This window comes from Herbidospora sp. RD11066, from assembly GCF_054661255.1.
Genome location: NZ_BAAGDO010000014.1, coordinates 137,705 through 150,488 on the forward strand (window position 1 = coordinate 137,705; position 12,784 = coordinate 150,488).

Annotated in this window: 11 protein-coding genes; 6 read left to right on the forward strand and 5 right to left on the reverse strand. The window is 69.9% G+C overall.

Annotated features, from left to right (window positions below):
* Positions 1 to 232: 232 nt before the first annotated feature.
* Both ACYQ78_RS36690 and ACYQ78_RS36695 read left to right on the forward strand, forming a co-directional pair.
* Positions 233 to 2,266, forward strand: a complete 2,034-nt coding sequence (locus tag ACYQ78_RS36690; RefSeq protein ID WP_459805589.1) for a tetratricopeptide repeat protein — start codon at positions 233 to 235, stop codon at positions 2,264 to 2,266.
* On the forward strand, positions 2,263 to 3,423 hold the full coding sequence (locus ACYQ78_RS36695; protein WP_459805590.1) for an MFS transporter: 1,161 nt from the start codon (positions 2,263 to 2,265) through the stop codon (positions 3,421 to 3,423). Before ACYQ78_RS36690 ends, ACYQ78_RS36695 begins: the two co-directional genes overlap by 4 nt.
* Here ACYQ78_RS36695 and ACYQ78_RS36700 read toward each other — a convergent pair.
* Positions 3,420 to 3,857, reverse strand: coding sequence for an NUDIX hydrolase (locus ACYQ78_RS36700; protein ID WP_459805591.1), 438 nt, complete (start codon positions 3,855 to 3,857; stop codon positions 3,420 to 3,422). The two genes, ACYQ78_RS36695 and ACYQ78_RS36700, sit on opposite strands and share 4 nt — an antisense overlap.
* A gap of 80 nt (positions 3,858 to 3,937) precedes the next feature.
* Between ACYQ78_RS36700 and purU the strand changes: the two genes are divergently transcribed.
* Positions 3,938 to 4,786, forward strand: a complete 849-nt coding sequence (gene purU, locus ACYQ78_RS36705) for a formyltetrahydrofolate deformylase (protein ID WP_459805592.1) — start codon at positions 3,938 to 3,940, stop codon at positions 4,784 to 4,786.
* 398 nt (positions 4,787 to 5,184) lie between these two features.
* On the opposite strand, the gene ACYQ78_RS36710 is transcribed toward purU, so the two are convergent.
* A complete protein-coding gene (locus tag ACYQ78_RS36710; RefSeq protein ID WP_459805593.1) occupies positions 5,185 to 7,248 on the reverse strand; it encodes a prolyl oligopeptidase family serine peptidase in 2,064 nt (687 codons plus the stop codon).
* Positions 7,249 to 7,545: 297 nt separating this feature from the next.
* On the opposite strand from ACYQ78_RS36710, the gene ACYQ78_RS36715 reads away from it, so the two are divergent.
* The 3 genes from ACYQ78_RS36715 to ACYQ78_RS36725 are packed head-to-tail and all read left to right on the forward strand — an operon-like array spanning position 7,546 to position 9,118.
* Positions 7,546 to 8,055 carry an HNH endonuclease gene (locus ACYQ78_RS36715; RefSeq protein ID WP_066363596.1) on the forward strand — a complete coding sequence of 170 codons (510 nt, stop codon included), beginning with the start codon at positions 7,546 to 7,548 and terminating at the stop codon, positions 8,053 to 8,055.
* Between the two features lie 10 nt (positions 8,056 to 8,065).
* Positions 8,066 to 8,881 carry a GNAT family N-acetyltransferase gene (locus tag ACYQ78_RS36720; RefSeq protein ID WP_459805594.1) on the forward strand — a complete coding sequence of 272 codons (816 nt, stop codon included), beginning with the start codon at positions 8,066 to 8,068 and terminating at the stop codon, positions 8,879 to 8,881.
* A gap of 18 nt (positions 8,882 to 8,899) precedes the next feature.
* Positions 8,900 to 9,118 carry an FmdB family zinc ribbon protein gene (locus tag ACYQ78_RS36725; protein WP_459805595.1) on the forward strand — a complete coding sequence of 73 codons (219 nt, stop codon included), beginning with the start codon at positions 8,900 to 8,902 and terminating at the stop codon, positions 9,116 to 9,118.
* 340 nt (positions 9,119 to 9,458) lie between these two features.
* Here the strand turns inward: ACYQ78_RS36725 and ACYQ78_RS36730 are convergent, their stop codons facing one another.
* The 3 genes from ACYQ78_RS36730 to ilvD are packed head-to-tail and all read right to left on the reverse strand — an operon-like array spanning position 9,459 to position 12,690.
* Positions 9,459 to 10,280 carry a serine hydrolase gene (locus ACYQ78_RS36730; RefSeq protein WP_459805596.1) on the reverse strand — a complete coding sequence of 274 codons (822 nt, stop codon included), beginning with the start codon at positions 10,278 to 10,280 and terminating at the stop codon, positions 9,459 to 9,461.
* 50 nt (positions 10,281 to 10,330) lie between these two features.
* Complete coding sequence (locus ACYQ78_RS36735) at positions 10,331 to 10,819, reverse strand: helix-turn-helix transcriptional regulator (protein ID WP_459805597.1); 489 nt, start codon at positions 10,817 to 10,819, stop codon at positions 10,331 to 10,333.
* 38 nt (positions 10,820 to 10,857) lie between these two features.
* Positions 10,858 to 12,690, reverse strand: a complete 1,833-nt coding sequence (ilvD, locus tag ACYQ78_RS36740) for a dihydroxy-acid dehydratase (RefSeq protein WP_459805598.1) — start codon at positions 12,688 to 12,690, stop codon at positions 10,858 to 10,860.
* Positions 12,691 to 12,784: the final 94 nt, after the last annotated feature.

Here is a 12,784-nt window from a genome sequence, read left to right on the forward strand (position 1 = left end):
CACATTCGTACTAATAATTGTGCGTTGTTGCCCAAAGTGGGGAACCCTTTAGCGGGGAAAGAGGCACGATGAAGAAGATCATTGTCCGGAAGCCCGGCACGGTGAAACTCACCGGGACCGCGAGCGTCATCCACAAGGGGTGAGGGCGGGGCCTCGGCAGATCTGGGTTCGGGGAGATCTCTCTCGTGACCGCTTGGCGGCGCTCCGTTCTCTCGGAGCGCCACCTCTGTTCATGGCCGCCGTCAACGCGCATCGGCGGCTACGCGGGCCGTACACGTTCGGCGGAGCGTTGCTCCGCGTGCTCGTGGCCGAGGCGATGGAGCGTTCCCCTGGCCTAGCCGACCGATTCGACATCGAGATCGACGCCGTCCTCCCGGGCCTGCGCGAGGCCGTCCCGGGTCGGCGGCGTCCGATCGACGCGACGCTTCCCGAAGACGAGCGCATCCTGGTCCCGGCGCCGCGCCGCACGTTGCGCCTGGCCAACGGCATCGCCGAGCTGGCCGCCGAGGTCATGCCCGAGGGCGTGTCGCTGGTGGCCGACAACGTGCGCGAAGCCGACCCGACCGACCTGGAGCTACTCCAGGTGCTGGCCAGGCGGCTCCCGGGCGTCACCGTGGTCATGTTCGACGGGGCGTCGGCGCCCGCTGACGTGATCGTCTCCGACGGCACCACCGACGACCCGGCGGCCTGGGCGGCCTACGAGGCGCTCGCGCCGGACGTCCGGAAGCACCTCCACGACATGCGCGCCACGCAGCTCGGCCCCGAGGAGATGCTCGGCGCACTCCCGTGGCACCTGGAGCGGGGCAGCGACCAGGCGGCCGCCGTCGAGGCGCTGTGGGCCGCCGTCGACCGCTGCGTGGGCGAGGGCTTCCTGCACGCCGTCGTGGACCTCGGGCGCCGCGGCCTGGCGCTCTCCGAGCCGGGCTCGCCCGGCTGGTGGCGCTTCGCCCAGCGCACCGCCACCGCCCTCGGCGGCCTCGGTCAGCCGGAACAGGCTCTGGTCGTGTACGACCAGGCGCGCCGCACCAGCCTCGATCCCGCCGTCCACGCGGCGTCGGCCTACGGCACCGCGATGCTCGACGCCCGCCACCCCGACCCCGCCCAGCGCGACCTCGGCCGGGCCACCGCCTGGATCAACCAGGCCATCGCGATCTCCACGATCCTCCCCGACCCGCGCGAACGCGCCTTCAAGCTGGGCTTCGACCAGAACGGCAAGGCCCTCATCGAACTGCGCCAGGGCCGCCTGGACGCCGCCCTCGACCTGGTCGAATCGGCCATGGAGCTGGCCGGCGAACTCCCCGAGGGCGCCCATCCGCTGCACCGCATGGTCCTGCTGGCCAACCGCGCCCAGCTCCTGGCCGCCATGGGCCACCCGAAACAGGCCCTGCACGACCTCGACCGCGCCATCGCCTACGACCCCGCCGTCCCCGACCACTACCTCGATCGCGGCAATCTGCGCTTACGCTTGGGCCAGACCGACGCCGCCCTGGCCGACTACGAGACGGCGATCGAGGTCAGCCCGCCCCTCCCCGAGGCCTTCTACAACCGCGGCGAACTCCGCCTGGGCCAGGGCGACCTGCTCGGCGCCCAAGCCGACTTCGACCACGTCCTCGACCTCGACCCGGGTTTCCTGAACGCCTACGTCAACCGCGCCGCCATCCGGGAGATGCTCGACGACCACGAGGCGGCCAGAGCCGACGTGCGAGCGGGCCTGGCCCTCGACCCCCGCAACCCCCATCTGCACGCGGTCCTCGGCCAGCTCGAAACCGCCCAGGGCGACCATCGAGCCGCGATGGCCGCCTTCGACGTGGCCCTCGCCGGAGCCCCCGACCTCCCGTCGATCTGGGCCAACCGAGGCATCCTCCGCTACGAGTCGGGCGACCCGACCGGCGCGATAGCCGACCTCACCCGATCCCTCGAACTCGACGAGAACGCGGCGGTCTACTACAACCGCGCCATCGCCCACCGCGCCCTTGGCCACGAGGAGTCGGCCCAGGAGGACCTGAACAGGGCACACGACCTCGACCCGGACGACCCCGACATTAGACACGCCCTAGGGGACGTGAGCGGGGCCCACGCCTCTGTGAATGCCCCCGGCGAGGTGGCCGGGACGGACCTGGACCCTTCCGATGCCGATATCCGGTCGGCTCTCGGTCGGCGAGAGGAGGCGGCCGACTCCGCCGCCCCGGACCAGGGAGCGACAGTTCGGGAGGAAGCGAGGAGAGCCCGCGATTTCGGCCTGGGTGATCCTGGCCCGAGCCCGTGATTCGTGACTACGTCCTGTTCTGGACGGGTTCGACGGTCTCGTTCCTCGGTACCCGGGCGAGTGCGATCGCCTACCCGCTGCTCGCCCTGGCCGTATTGGGCTCGCCGGTCGCGGCCGGCCTGATCGCCTCCATCGGCATGGTCCCCTACCTGGTGCTCTACCTGCCGGGAGGGGTGTACGTCGACCGCCGCGACGCCCGCACCCTGATGGTCGGGGCGGAGACCGCCAGGCTGGTGGCCGCGCTCGTCATGGTCGTCGTGGTGGCCACCGGGCAGCCGGGGTTCGCGCTGTTCGCCCTGGTCGCGGTGGCCGACGGCACGGCGGCGGTGATCTACTCGCTGGCCGAGGTGAACCTGCTGCGCGGCATCGTCGACCAGCCGAAGATCGCCGGTGCGCTGGCCGGGAATGAGGCCAGGACCAGCGTCGCCGGGCTGCTCGGCCGCCCGGTCGGCGGATTCCTGTTCGGCCTGGGGCACGCCGTGCCCTTCGTCGGCGGGGTGGTGACCTCGGCGGTGTCGATCGTCACGCTGGCGTTCCTGCGCCGGGTGCCACCGGAGGCTCGTACGGAGAAAGCCCTGCTCACCGAGGTGGCCGAGGGCCTGAGATGGCTCGTCGGTGATCGCTACCTGCGCGCCACCACCACACTGTCGGGCCTGGAGAACGTGATCGCGCACGCGCTCTTCCTCGTCTACCTGGCCGCCATGCAGGAACGCGGCGTCACCGCGGCGGCCACCGCCGTCGCCTTCGCGGCAACGGGCGCCGGCGGCCTGGTCGGCGCCGCCTGCGCCCAGTGGTTCTTCCGCCGGTACGGCTACCGCCTGTTCTCCTACAGCCTGTGGGTGTGGGCCGTGGCCCTGATCCCGCTGGTCTTCTGGTTCACCCCGGTGACCTTCGCGATCAGCTCGTTCACGATGACCTTCGCCGGAATCGTCGGCAACGTGGCCTGCGGGACCTACATGTTCACCGAGGTGCCCGCCGGAATGCTGGCCCGGGTCAAGTCGGTCGACATGCTGCTGGAGACCGCCGGGGTCGCCCTCGGCCCCCTCGCGGGCGGCCTGCTGATCGCCTCACTGAGCCCCGCGACGGCCATCTCGGTACTCCTGGGCGGAACAGTCTTGATAGCGGCAGCAGGTACATACTCGGCCAAGTCCATCTAGAGCAGTCGTTCGATGACGTCTCGGAGATTGGGTGGTTCCACCCGCTCCTCCAGGGAGTCGAGCGAGTCGGGGGTGTGCCAGGCGTGCCCCCGGTAGGTTCCCGTCTCCTCGGAGGTGAAGTCGACACTCGCGACCTGCGGTGTTCCCTCGAACCTGGCCAGGAAGAAGGGCTCGGTCTTCACGTAGTGGACGCCCAGCCAGTGGAAATCGCGTTCCACCGACACCCAGAGGTCTTCGACCGCCTCGCCCGGCAGGCCCGTCTCCTCGGTCAGCTCGCGCCGGGCCGCCGCCAGCGGCGACTCGCCGGGGTCGATGCCGCCACCGGGGGGTTCCCAGAAGACCTCATCGCTGACATGGTCGTGCCAGCGGAGTAAGAGCACCCGCCCGTCGCCGTCGAGGCAGACGACACGGGCGGCAGGTCTGGTCTCAGCCACGGTGCGTCCCCCATCTGCCGCTCTCTGGCCGGGTATCATTCTCCGTCCGAGTCACCCCGTCGACTGAAGGTTTGCGGAAAATGACCGCCGAATACGTGCTGACGCTTTCGTGCCCCGACCGCCCCGGAGTGGTCGCCGCCGTCTCCGGGCTGCTGGCCCGCCACGGCTGCAACATCACCGAGAGCCAGCAGTTCGGAGACCCCGTCTCCGAGCGATTCTTCATGCGCGTGCAGTTCACCGCGGAGGTCCCCGCCGACGTGCTGCGGGGTGACTTCGCCGCCCTCGCGCCCGACTTCGGAATGGAACTCCAGCTTTTCGACCGGTCGGTGCTGCCGCGGGTGCTGGTGCTGGTCTCAAAGTTCGACCATTGCCTCAACGACCTGCTCTACCGTGTCCGGTCGAAGTCGCTCGGCATCGAGATCGTCGCGGTCGCCTCCAACCACCCCGACCTGCGGCCGCTCACCCAGTCGCACGGGATCGACTACCACCACCTGCCGGTCACCCCGGCCACCAAGGAACGCCAGGAGCAGGAGATCCTCACCCTGGTCGACCACTATCGCGCCGACCTGGTCGTGCTGGCCCGCTACATGCAGGTGCTCTCGGCCGACCTGTGCGGCAAGCTCGCGGGCCGGGTGATCAACATCCACCACTCGTTCCTGCCGTCGTTCAAGGGCTCCCGCCCCTACCACCAGGCCGCCGACCGTGGCGTGAAGCTGATCGGCGCGACCGCCCACTACGTGACCGCCGACCTCGACGAGGGCCCGATCATCGAGCAGGAGGTCGCCCGCGTGAACCACACCCACTCACCCGAGGACCTCGTGGCCATAGGCAAAGACCTCGAATCGCAGGCCCTCGCCAGGGCCGTCAAGTGGCACGCCGACCACCGCATCCTCCTCGACGGCCACAAAACGGTCATCTTCCCCCGCTGACCCCTCCCGACCTGGGGCAGCGGGCGGATCGCTGACCGGGGCGCGTCGATCAGGTCATCACCGGACGCGGGGTCGTACAGGAAACGGGTCGGTTCGGCCCGTCGGCTCTTGAGCCCGGAGTCGGGCCGTGGAGCGGGCAGGCCGTTGCCGGGGGCGGGTCGACAGAGAGCAGGTTGGTTCGGCCTGCCGGTTCTTGAGCCCAGAGAACGGGTCGGTTCGGCCCATCGGCTCTTGAACCCGGAGTCGGGCCGTGGAGCGGGCGGGCCTTGCCCGAGGCGGGGTCGTACAGAGAGCAGGTTGGTTCGGCCTGCCAGCTCTTGAGCCCGGAGGTGGGGGCGTACAGAGAACGTGTTGGTTCGGCCTGTCAGCTCTGCCCAGAGCTGACAGGCCGTTTTTGATCAGACCTTCAGGCCCAGGTGGGTGGCGAAGAAGGCGAGCTGGTCGGCGGCGAGTTCAACGCTCTTGCTGACCGCGCGAGCCCCGTGCCCCGCCTCGGCCTCGTTGCGGAGCAGGATCGGGCGGTCGCCCGACGTGGCGTGCTGGAGCGCGGCCGCGGTCTTCCAGGCGTGGAGCGGGTGGACGCGGGTGTCGCTGGCGAAGACCGTGAACAGTGTCGCCGGGTAGTCGACGCCCTCCTTCACGTGGTGGTAGGGCGAGTAGGCCCACAGCCAGCCGAACTCCTCGGGGTCGTCGGCCGAACCGTATTCGACGTTCCACGTGGCGCCCAGGCCGAACTTCTCGTAGCGGATCATGTCGAGCAGCGGGGCCGAGCAGACCACGGCGGCGAACAGCTCGGGACGCCGGGTCAGCGCCGCGCCGACCAGCAGGCCGCCGTTGGAGCCCCCGGAGATGCCGAGCATCTCGGGCGTGGTGATGCCCTGGGCGATCAGGTATTCGGCCGCCGCCTCGAAGTCGAGGAAGGTGTTCTCCTTGTTGGCCAGCATGCCGTCGCGGTGCCACTCTTCACCCTGTTCGCCACCGCCTCTGAGCTGGGCGATGGCGTAGACGCCGCCCGCCTCGACCCAGCTGAGCACCGAAGCCGAGTAGCCGGGCGTCATCGAGATGCCGAAGCCGCCGTAGCCGTTGAGGATGGTCGGGCGCGGCCCGTCGCGGTCGACCGGCGAGATCACCAGCAGGTGGACCTCGGCGTCGCCCGACGGGTAGACCAGGTGTTCGGTTTTCACGGCCGGCACCTCGACCGAGCCGGGGGAGGCCGCCCACAGGGTGGTCTCGCCGGTCTTGGCGTCGTAGCGCTGGATCGTCGGCGGGGTGGTGTTGTCGGTGTAGCCGAACCACGCCTCGTGGCCGCCCTCGGGACGCTCGGAGATGCCGCCGATGGTGCCGATGCCGGGAGTGGGCACCGAGCCGATGCGCTCGCCGGTGTCGAGCCGGTGGATCGTGATCTCGGAGATCGCGTGGCGGGTCCAGCCCGCCAGCAGGACCGGCTCGTCGAGGTCGTCGAGGATGGCGTAGTCGCTCAGCACCGCCTCGGGGTCTTCGGGCAGCAGGTCACGCCACGACTCGTAGCCCGGCTCGGCCGGGGAGGTCACGCAGACCCGTGCGCGGGGGGCGTCGCGGTCGGTGAAGACGTAGAGCCGCCCGTCGCGCCCGAAGTGGAGGCCGGTCTGGGCGTCGACCCCTTCCTGGACGGTCACCAGCGCGGGCGCCGCCACGTCGCCCTCGCGCAGGTCGGCCAGCCACAGGTCGTTGCGCGGCGCCGTGCCCCTGGACGCCGAGATCGTCAGCCACGACCCGTCGCGCGAGACGGAGACGCCGTAGTAGTTGGTCTTCTCAAGCCCTTCACCGAAGATCAGGACGTCGTCGTCGGGCGAGGCGCCGAGGGTGTGCAGGTAGACCCGCCGGTGGAACTGCTCCTCGCCGTCGGGCACCAGCTCGGGGGCCAGGCGGCGGACGTAGTAGAACCGCTCCCCGCCCGGCAGCCAGGCCACGGGGGAGTAGCGGCAGCGGTCGATCGGCCCCTCGACGATCTCGCCGCTGGTGATGTCCATCACGTAGAGCTTCGACTCCTCGTCGCCGCCCACCGAGATCTGGTAGGCCAGCAGACGGCCTTCCTTGTCGGGCTGCCACGTGTCGAGGGTGGTCAGTCCGCTCGGGTCGAGCGCCATCGGGTCGAGCAGGGCCCGCTCGGTGCCGTCGCCGTCGACGACGTAGAGCACGGCGTGCTCCTGGTCGGGGGTGCGCCGCATGAAGAACCGCCGCGCGCCGCGCCAGGCCGGAACCCCGATCGAGCCCGACTTGAGCAGCTCGGACACCCGGCCGCGGAACCGCTCGCGCCCGGCCATCTCGCCCTCGCCGAACAGCTTGGCCTGCGCCGACAGCCAGTCGGCGACCTCCGGAGCGTCCGGCTCCTCCAGCCACCGGTAGGGGTCGGGCACGGTGGTGCCGTGGAGCACGTCGGCCACGTCGGCACGCCTGGCGGCGGGGTAGGAAGGTCGCGTCATGCCTGGCACTCTAAGGCAGCTCACCGACAGGCAGACACCGAGATCTCGACGCCATCGACACGCTTCGCCAGGGGAGTAAAAAGATGATCGCCGGGGCATAAAGAGCATCAGGCGTACCAGTTGCCCAGGTTATGGGGTGGCGGACTTGTCTTCGCAAAGGACACACTTTGGTTGAGGGCGGTGCCGTGGTGACCATCCGCTGGGCCGTCCGGCGGAGGTCCGTGTGAAAGAACGACCTGAGTCCCAACAGGCGGGGCCACAACTTTGGCGCACAGCCACGGCCGAGGGGGTCGGCTGATGCGCCAGGTGCTCCTCCTCAATGCCACCTACGAGCCGCTGACCACTCTCTCGATGCACCGGGCAATAGTGCTCGTGCTCCGCGAGAAGGCGGACATCATCCATCGTGACGGTCGTGGTGGCGTGCTCCGATCCGCGACCCGGACCCTCGACATCCCGTCGGTGATCCGGCTTCGCCGTTACGTCCGAATTCCCTACCGGTCGAGAATCCCGCTCACGCGGGCGGCGCTGATGCGCCGCGACGACTTCCGCTGCGCCTACTGCGGGCAGCGGGCCGAGACGATCGACCACGTCATCCCCCGCTCCAAGGGCGGCCCGCACACGTGGGAGAACTGCGTGGCGTCCTGCATGCCCTGCAACCATCGCAAGGCCGACAAACTCCTTGAGGAGATCGGCTGGCAGCTCCGGGTGCTCCCGGTGGTCCCTCACGGGCCCCACTGGAGGCTGATCGGCGCCCAGCTCGACGGAGACCCGCAATGGGCCCCCTACCTCGAGGAGTCGGCGGCCTAGGATCCCGAGCATGACCTGGGTTCTGAGCGACGATGTCACCGGTTTCCCCGGTGACGCCGAAGACTGGCTGCTCCGCGACCCCGTGCGCAACACGGTCCCGCTGACCGTGCTGCGGGGGTTGCGGAGCGGCGTCTTCCGCGAGGGCAACCTCTGCGGCTGGCACGTCGAAGACGACGAGATCACCGGCGTGGTGCTGCACACCCCGCCCTACCCGCTCCTGCTCGGAGCGGTGCCCGTGGGCTTCCTGGGTTCGCTGGCCAGCGAGCTGATCGCGATCGACCACACGATCCCCGGCATCTCCGCGCCGCTCGAGGTCGCCGAGGCCTTCACCCGCCTCTGGTGGCGCCCCGAGACCCACCGCCGCAGCGAGCGCCTCTACCGTCTGACCACCCTGGCCCCCCACCAGGCCCCAGGCTCGTCGTGTACGGCTTCCGCCCGCGACCTCGACCATCTCGTGAGCTGGTTCCGCGCCTTCCAGAACGAGGCCCACGTCGACCGCGACAGCGACCCGACCCCCGTGGTCTCGGCCCGGACCAATCGGGAGGAACTCCTCTACTGGACCGACGGCGACGCCCCCGTCTCGGTGGTCGGCTTCTCCCAGCCGATCGCCGGGATGTCCCGCATCGGCCCGGTCTACACCCCGCCCGAGCTGCGCGGGAAGGGCTACGGCTCGGCGGTCACCCACGCGGCGACCACCTCGGCCCTGGCGGCGGGGGCGACCGAGGTCCTCCTCTTCACCGACCTGTCGAATCCGACCTCGAACTCGATCTACCAGAAGCTCGGCTACGTCCCCGTCGGCGACTACGCCTCGGTGTCCTACGTCTGAGCCCCTTACTCTGGTGCCATGCCTCGATATGACTACCGCTGCCGCGCCTGCGGGTCGACCTTCGAACTCAACCGCCCCATGGCCGAGGCCAACGCCCCCGCCCCCTGCCCCGGCGGCCACGACGACACCGTGAAACTCCTGTCCACGGTTGCCGTCACGGGCACCGCCAGCGGCAGCTCCGCTCCCCGGCCGTCAGGCGGCGGCGGTGGCTGCTGCGGCGGAGGCTGCTGCGGCTGACCCCGAGCCCCACCACGGTTACCAGGGCGGGGAGTCCCGGCAAACGCCCGCCCAGGCACCAGCGCCTCCGAGCCGAACATCAATGGTGCGACGGGGGCTTCTTCGGGCAACGAGCGCTTCGTGCTTGTGTTCAAGGCGACAGATCATGGCGCGCCCGAGGGCTCTCAGCCGGGCGATCATGATGTGGCGACGCCTTGCGGGTCCGTCGCCATGCCACAGGCCAGCCGCGCACGGAAGTCGGCCGGATCGAGCGGTGGACTTCTCATCCACAGCTCAGGTTGCTCTGACGATCTGAGATCCCTGGCTTCACATCCTCGGCATGGGTCGGACGAGGGGGTTCTCAGCTGCGGATGGCGGTGATCACCAACTTCGCCAGCTCTTCTGTGGTCTTGATCCCGGTCTCCCTGTTGGGATTGTGTTCCGTCAGGATCGCTATGAGCAGGTCGGACGACTCCGACGACAGGTGGCCCACGCTGTTGACCGCCCATCTCCCCTCATGGGCCTGCACCGGCATCCAGCCGTTCTTGATCGCGACCTTCTCCCCGGGCAGGGCGCCTGCGCGCACGCCCCAGGCCTGCGATGGTTCGACCGAGGTCATCAGGTCGTGGGCATAAGCGCGGTTCCGGGCGGTCAGCGGGCCCTCGGGTGAGGTCAGCAGGTCGAGGAGCTTGAGCTGGTCGGCCGGGCAGCTGCGGGTGGTGCCCCAGGCGGTGGCCGGCCAGGTCTGGTCGACGCCCAGCTCCCGCAGCCGCCGGGTCATGCCCTCCTTGCCGCCCAGTTCCACCGCCAGCGCCTGGGCCGCCGCGTTGTCGCTGCGGCGCATCATCGTGTCGGCCCGCAGCCGCTCCGGCGGGGTGAGGGCCCGGCCCTGCGACTGGGCGTTCAGCAAAGTGCCCAGCAGGATCGCCACCTTGGCCACGCTGGCCAGGCGGAACGGGCCCGGCACCGGTTCCATGGTGAAGCGGGTGCCGGTCAGGCGGTCGTGGACCGCCACGGCGGCCCGGCCCGGACGGGCGCGCAGGTAGGCGGCGACCTCGCGGGTCAGGGTCAGGCGGTCGGCCGGGCAGAAGGCCATGGGCACCTCACGGACCGGGGCGGAGATCACTGGGCCTTGGACGGTCCTGACCTGCGCGGATGCCGCCGGTAGGGGCCTCGGGTTCATGATCACAGAGTCGGCCGAGGGCCCTGACCGGCGGTTTCACGACACGCGGGCTATGCCGCAGTCTTACTCCGGCGCTGGAACGGCAGGAAACGTTCCGGTAAGTGAGGGCGAGCCGGGATGTCGGTGGACTCGACCGAGATGATGCGGTCGAAGCGGAAGGCGCGGATGCCCTTGCGCAGGCGGCACCAGCCCGCCAGATACCAGTGTTCGCGGTGGACCAGGCAGGTGACCGGTTCGACGTCGCGCACGCTCAGGTTGCCGGCGGCGTCGAGGTAGTGGATGCGGACGACCAGCCGGGAGCTGATGGCCTGGGCGACCGCGCGGGCGCGGCGGGCGACGTCGGGGGACAGGGGGGTCGTCAGGGTGGACAGGGTCGTGGCGATCACGTCGTCGTCGAGCTCGATGTGGTCGAGGGCGTGGCGCAGACCCCGGCGCGCGGTCACGGACTGCGGACCGGCGCCGAGGTGGGCGAGCGAAAGCGCGAGCGCGGCGAGCTCGGCGGTCGTCAGGGACCCGGTGTGCCGAATGACAGTGGCCATACTCCGATTTTAACTAAGCCCACTGACATTTTCTCGAACTAGTTCGCGAGCTGGGAGAGGTCTCGTGAGGCTCCCGTGCTGGCCGAGGTGGTCAGCGCGGCGTACGCCTGGAGGGCGGCGGTGATCGGGCGCTCGCGGTCGACGGGACGGTAGCGGCCCAGTTCGGACAGCAGCTTCTCGCGGCGCGCGGCCAGCTCGGCCTCGGGCACCCGGAGCTCGATCGAACGCCCGGGGATGTCGATCTCGATCAGGTCGCCGTTCTCGACCAGCGCGATCGCGCCGCCCTCGGCCGCCTCGGGGGAGGCGTGGCCGATCGACAGGCCCGAGGTGCCGCCGGAGAAGCGGCCGTCGGTGACCAGCGCGCAGGCCTTGCCCAGGCCGCGTCCCTTGAGGAACGAGGTCGGGTAGAGCATCTCCTGCATGCCGGGGCCGCCCTTGGGGCCCTCGTAGCGGATGACGACGACGTCGCCCTCCTTGACCTTGTCGCCGAGGATGCCCTCGACGGCGGACTCCTGCGATTCGAACACCACGGCCGGGCCGGAGAAGCGCCAGATCGACTCGTCGACACCGGCGGTCTTCACGACGCAGCCGTCGACGGCGATGTTGCCGTAGAGGACGGCCAGGCCGCCGTCTTTGGTGTAGGCGTGCTCGACGTCGCGGATGCAGCCCTCGGCGCGGTCGAGGTCGAGGGTCTCCCAGCGGGCGTTCTGTGAGTAGGGCTTCACCGTGCGCTTGTTGCCGGGGGCGGCGTACCAGAGATCGGCCGGGTTGGAGATCGCGTCCCACTGGTCGAGCATGTCGCCGAGGGTGCCGCCGTTGACGGTGACCGTCTCGCGGTGGATCAGGCCGCCGCGGGAGAGCTCGGCCAGGATCGCGGGGATGCCGCCCGCCCGGTGGACGTCTTCGATGTGGTACTTGTTCGTCGCCGGGGCGACCTTGCACAGGCACGGCACCCGCAGCGAGATCTCGTTGATCTCCTTCAGGCCGAAGTCGACCCCGGCCTCGCGGGCCGCCGCCAGGATGTGGAGGATCGTGTTGGTCGAGCCGCCCATGGCGACGTCGAGGGCCATGGCGTTCTCGAACGCGTCTTTGGTCGCGATCGAGCGGGGCAGCACCGAGAAGTCGTCGTTCTCGTAGTGGCGGCGGGTGATCTCGACGATCGTCTTCCCGGCGTCCTTGTAGAGCTGCTCGCGGGCCTTGTGGGTGGCCAGGATGGTGCCGTTGCCGGGCAGGCCCAGGCCGATCGCCTCGACGAGGCAGTTCATCGAGTTGGCGGTGAACATGCCGCTGCACGACCCGCAGGTCGGGCAGGCCTCTTCTTCCATCGTCAGGAGGTCTTCGTCGGAGACGCTCTCGTCGGCGGCGGCGATCATCGGGTCGATGAGGTCGAGCTTGCGGCCACCGAGCTGGGTCGTCTTGCCGGCCTCCATCGGGCCGCCCGAGACGAAGACGGTCGGGATGTTGAGCCGCATGGCCGCCAGCAGCATGCCGGGGGTGATCTTGTCGCAGTTGGAGACGCAGATCAGCGCGTCGGCGCAGTGGGCGTTGACCATGTATTCGACCGCGTCGGCGATCAGCTCGCGGGAGGGCAGCGAGTAGAGCATGCCGCCGTGGCCCATCGCGATGCCGTCGTCGACGGCGATGGTGTTGAACTCGCGGGGGATCGCGCCGGCCTCGCGGATCGCGCCGGCCACGACGTCGCCGACCTCGCGGAGGTGGACGTGGCCCGGCACGAACTGGGTGAAGCTGTTGGCCACCGCGACGATGGGCTTGCCGAAGTCGCTACCGGCTACACCGGTCGCCCGGAGCAGGGCCCGGGCACCGACCATGTTCCTGCCGTGGGTGACCGTTCGAGACCTGAGGGCGGGCATGGCCAGACTCCCATCGGAAGACGTTCAACGTCCATACATGGTAAGTCCGCCGCCCGACCGCTGAGACACGGGTCCCAGAACGTGAAACGGCCCG

Coding starts and splice junctions, on each gene's coding strand:
- ACYQ78_RS36735 (WP_459805597.1), bottom strand. CDS start 10,819: ATGGCCACTGTCATTCGGCACACCGGGTCCCTGACGACCGCCGAGCTC.
- ACYQ78_RS36725 (WP_459805595.1), top strand. CDS start 8,900: ATGCCTCGATATGACTACCGCTGCCGCGCCTGCGGGTCGACCTTCGAA.
- purU (WP_459805592.1), top strand. CDS start 3,938: ATGACCGCCGAATACGTGCTGACGCTTTCGTGCCCCGACCGCCCCGGA.
- ilvD (WP_459805598.1), bottom strand. CDS start 12,690: ATGCCCGCCCTCAGGTCTCGAACGGTCACCCACGGCAGGAACATGGTC.
- ACYQ78_RS36710 (WP_459805593.1), bottom strand. CDS start 7,248: ATGACGCGACCTTCCTACCCCGCCGCCAGGCGTGCCGACGTGGCCGAC.
- ACYQ78_RS36690 (WP_459805589.1), top strand. CDS start 233: ATGGCCGCCGTCAACGCGCATCGGCGGCTACGCGGGCCGTACACGTTC.
- ACYQ78_RS36715 (WP_066363596.1), top strand. CDS start 7,546: ATGCGCCAGGTGCTCCTCCTCAATGCCACCTACGAGCCGCTGACCACT.
- ACYQ78_RS36720 (WP_459805594.1), top strand. CDS start 8,066: ATGACCTGGGTTCTGAGCGACGATGTCACCGGTTTCCCCGGTGACGCC.
- ACYQ78_RS36730 (WP_459805596.1), bottom strand. CDS start 10,280: ATGAACCCGAGGCCCCTACCGGCGGCATCCGCGCAGGTCAGGACCGTC.